This is a genomic window from Ectobacillus ponti (assembly GCF_024294785.1).
Classification (GTDB): Bacteria; Bacillota; Bacilli; order Bacillales; family Bacillaceae_G; genus Ectobacillus; species Ectobacillus ponti.
Genome location: NZ_JANCLT010000112.1, coordinates 1 through 533, shown reverse-complemented (window position 1 = coordinate 533; position 533 = coordinate 1). Strand labels below are relative to the sequence as shown.

1 protein-coding gene is annotated in these 533 nt (G+C 57.2%); it reads right to left on the bottom strand.

The features are described 5' to 3' along the window. On the bottom strand, nucleotides 1-423 hold a 423-nt coding region (locus tag NK662_RS24810), incomplete at its 3' end, for a ubiquitin-conjugating enzyme E2 (protein WP_254761383.1). Between the last annotated feature and the right edge of the window lie 110 nt (nucleotides 424-533).

Below are 533 nucleotides of genomic sequence, written 5' to 3'. Positions count from 1 at the left end.
CCAGGAGCGAGCGGTGGATTCATACTTGGCCCTATCAGTCTTGTACATGTGAGCAATCTCCGGCACCAACGGATCATCGGGGTTCGGGTCCGTCAGCAGTGAACAAATTGACAGGAGGACCTTTGATATGGTAAGTGCAGGACTCCACTGTTCCTTGAGGATGTCGAGGCAAATGCTGCCATTGCTATTAATGTTCGGGTGGAAAACCTTGGTGCGGAAAGAGACCTTCGGTGGTTTAAAAGGATAATCCGGTGGGAAATGAATGTTCACCAAGAATACCCCACCAGCAAATGGGCTGTCTGAGGGTCCCATAATAGTAGCTTGCCAATGGAACATGTCCTCACCCACAGGACCTGCGCTGCATGAGGTGGGAGGGTCCTTCTGCAGGTCCTTCAACTCCTTCAGGATCCTCTTGGACGCCATCGATCAAACCCGACCGGCGACGGGGCGCTCCGGCGAGGGGGGGGGTCAGTGGTAGCGGCGGCCGGCGGCCTCTCTCTCTCCCCTCGGCGGCGACGGCGTGTCGAGGGGGG